This is a genomic window from Sphingobium sp. ba1 (assembly GCF_000743655.1).
Taxonomy (GTDB): Bacteria; Pseudomonadota; Alphaproteobacteria; order Sphingomonadales; family Sphingomonadaceae; genus Sphingobium.
The window spans coordinates 1-2522 of record NZ_JPPQ01000027.1 but is presented as its reverse complement, the minus strand read 5'-3'; the positions used below and the strand labels follow the sequence as shown (position 1 = coordinate 2522).

General features: G+C 67.5%; 3 protein-coding genes. 1 reads left to right on the top strand and 2 read right to left on the bottom strand.

Going from position 1 to position 2522, the window contains the following annotated elements; all coding sequences use genetic code 11:
• Positions 1–138 precede the first annotated feature (138 nt).
• Entirely contained in the window at positions 139–762 is a 624-nt protein-coding gene (locus IL54_RS02180) for a response regulator transcription factor (protein ID WP_037472761.1), read from the top strand.
• 3 nt (positions 763–765) lie between these two features.
• On the opposite strand, the gene IL54_RS02175 is transcribed toward IL54_RS02180, so the two are convergent.
• Both IL54_RS02175 and lysA read right to left on the bottom strand, forming a co-directional pair.
• Positions 766–1524 carry a precorrin-2 dehydrogenase/sirohydrochlorin ferrochelatase family protein gene (locus tag IL54_RS02175; RefSeq protein ID WP_037472760.1) on the bottom strand — a complete coding sequence of 253 codons (759 nt, stop codon included), beginning with the start codon at positions 1522–1524 and terminating at the stop codon, positions 766–768.
• Positions 1524–2522: diaminopimelate decarboxylase (lysA, locus tag IL54_RS02170; RefSeq protein ID WP_037472757.1), on the bottom strand; the 999-nt coding region annotated here is incomplete at its 5' end. The genes lysA and IL54_RS02175, both read right to left, overlap by 1 nt.

Below are 2522 nucleotides of genomic sequence, written 5' to 3'. Positions count from 1 at the left end.
CGCGCAGATGCAGGCCGATGTCGATCTGGCCGTCGACCTGTTCCTGCGCGGCTATGCGCCCGAACCGAACAGCGCGAACCGTTAACCATTTCTTTGCGGTGCCTTCCTATCCTTCGATGACGGGCGGAAGGACAGACGATGCCATTTTTCAAACGGAACGAAGCCTCGCAGTTCGATGCCCCCGATGCGGAGGGTCGCGCGCGCGCCCAGCGCCGCCTGCGCGTGCTGCTGATCGACGAAAATCCGACCGCGCGCGCTGTCATCGCCCGCCGCCTGTCGCACCTCAATTATGACGTCGCCCTCGCCGACACGGGATTCAGCGCGCTCAGCCTGTTGGTAACGCATAGGGCCGATATCATCCTGATCGACATGGGGCTGACGATGCTGCCCGCCGTCGCGACCATGAAGCAGATCCGCGCCGCCAATCTCGCCGCCTCCGCCTGTTTCGTCATGATCGCCGGGCGGCTCGACAGCCAGGCGACTGTCGAAGCGCTGGACGCGGGCGCGGACGACTATGTCGTCAAACCGTTCGACTTCGACATATTCGACGCTCGGCTGCGCCATCTGTGCCAACGCGCCGAACAGATGGGCGCGCTCTCGCGCCACAATGCCGAACTCGACGCCCGCATCGCGCGCCGTGCCGTGGAACTGGGCGAAACCCGCGAAACGCTGCGCGAATTGCAGATCGATCGTGCCCGGCTCGTCTCCTCGATCCAGGCCTTGCAAGACGAACTCGAACGAGTCACCGCCCAACAGGGCTAAGCGTCAGCCCAGGGTGAGCCAGAGCGACAGGCCGTCGCCCGGCTGCGCAGGTGGCGCGTCCACCGCGATCCGCACCGCATCGGCCCGCGCCCGGTCGAGGACAGCTGCCGCAACCGTTGGCTGGTGATAGACCCGGTCGGCCTCCCCCAACAGCCGCGCGACCCGCAAGGTCAGATCGTCAGGATCGTTGGATGCCAGCCGGATCGGCTCCAGCCGCGTCGCATCCGCATCGCCCTGCCCTTCGATCCAGCGCGGCACGGCGTCAGCGGCACCGGCGCGCAGGGGATCAATCATCCCGCCCGCCGCTAGCCCGGCATCGATCGCCCGGCGTCGATCGCCCCCATCGGGCCAACGCGCGCGGATCGCGCCCCGCGCCGCTGACAATCCCCTCGCCAATGCGCCAAGGCCCGCAGGCAACAGCGTCTCCAGCCTTTGCCGCAACGCCTTCGCCAATCCCGCCGACGCGCCGCCCGTCCCGATCGCGATCAGCACCGGATCGCGATCGACGATCGCGGGCAGCGTGAAGTCGCACAGGTCGGGATTGTCGGTCGCATTGACCAGCACGCCGCGTACGCGCAGGCGCTGGGCCGTCACCGCATCGCCATCGGACACGATCGCGATCCGCGCATCGCCATCTTCTTCGCCCACGATCCGCGCGCCTGCCCGTTCCAGCAGGCGGCGCTTGGCGTCCGCCGCCTCGCCTTCGCCGGTCAGGATCACGGGCCTGCCCGTCAGGCGCAAGAACACGGGCAGGCTGTGCATCAATCTGCCAGCCAGTCGGGGATCGAATCGCCCTCGATCAACGTCTCGATCGGCGGACGCGCGCGGACCACGGCCCAGCGGTCGCCCGACACCAGCACTTCAGGCGTGAGCGGGCGGCTGTTGTAGGTGCCCGCCATCGTCGCGCCATAAGCGCCTGCGGTCATGAAGGCGACCAGATCGCCCGCTTCCACCACGTCCATATCGCGTCCCATGGCGAAGGTGTCGCCCGTCTCGCATACGGGTCCGACGACATTGGCGGCTGCCTGCTTGCCCGATGGCGCGACCGCGCGAATATCATGCCAGGCGTCATAAAGGCTGGGCCGCAACAGGTCGTTCATGGCCGCATCCACAATGACGAAGGGTGCCTTGGCCCCCTGCTTCACCCGCACCACGCGCGACAGCAACGCGCCCGCATTGCCCACGATCACGCGGCCAGGCTCGAACATCAGCCGCACGGGCCAGGCCTGCGTCACGCGGCACACCATCGCGCCATAATCGGCGGGGCTGGGCGGCAGCGGCTGCGACGGGTCGTAGGGGACGCCCAGGCCACCACCCAGGTCAGCGGTGCGAATGTCATGGCCCGCTTCGCGCAGCGCCGTGATGAGTGCGCCGACCTTGGTAAAGGCGGCCTCCAGCGGGGCGAGATCGGTCAACTGGCTGCCGATATGGACAGCGACGCCCTGCACATCCAGCCCCGGCAGATCGCGCGCGGCGGCATAGCTCTCCAGCGCGCGGTCATAGGGGATGCCGAACTTGTTTTCCGACTTGCCGGTCGAGATCTTGGCATGGGTGCCCGCATCGACATCGGGGTTGATGCGATAGGCGACCGGCGCGCGCTTGCCCATCGACAGCGCGACTTGCGACAGCATCTCGGCTTCCGGTTCGCTTTCCAGATTGAACTGGAAAATGCCATGTTCCAGCGCCAGCCGCATTTCGTCGGCGGTCTTGCCGACGCCGGAAAAGACGATGCGGTCGGCCGGGATGCCTGCCGCCACTGC

Bases quoted from the DNA above. Each gene is read 5' to 3' on its own strand.
- IL54_RS02180 (WP_037472761.1), top strand. From the start codon at position 139: ATGCCATTTTTCAAACGGAACGAAGCCTCGCAGTTCGATGCCCCCGAT.
- IL54_RS02175 (WP_037472760.1), bottom strand. From the start codon at position 1,524: ATGCACAGCCTGCCCGTGTTCTTGCGCCTGACGGGCAGGCCCGTGATC.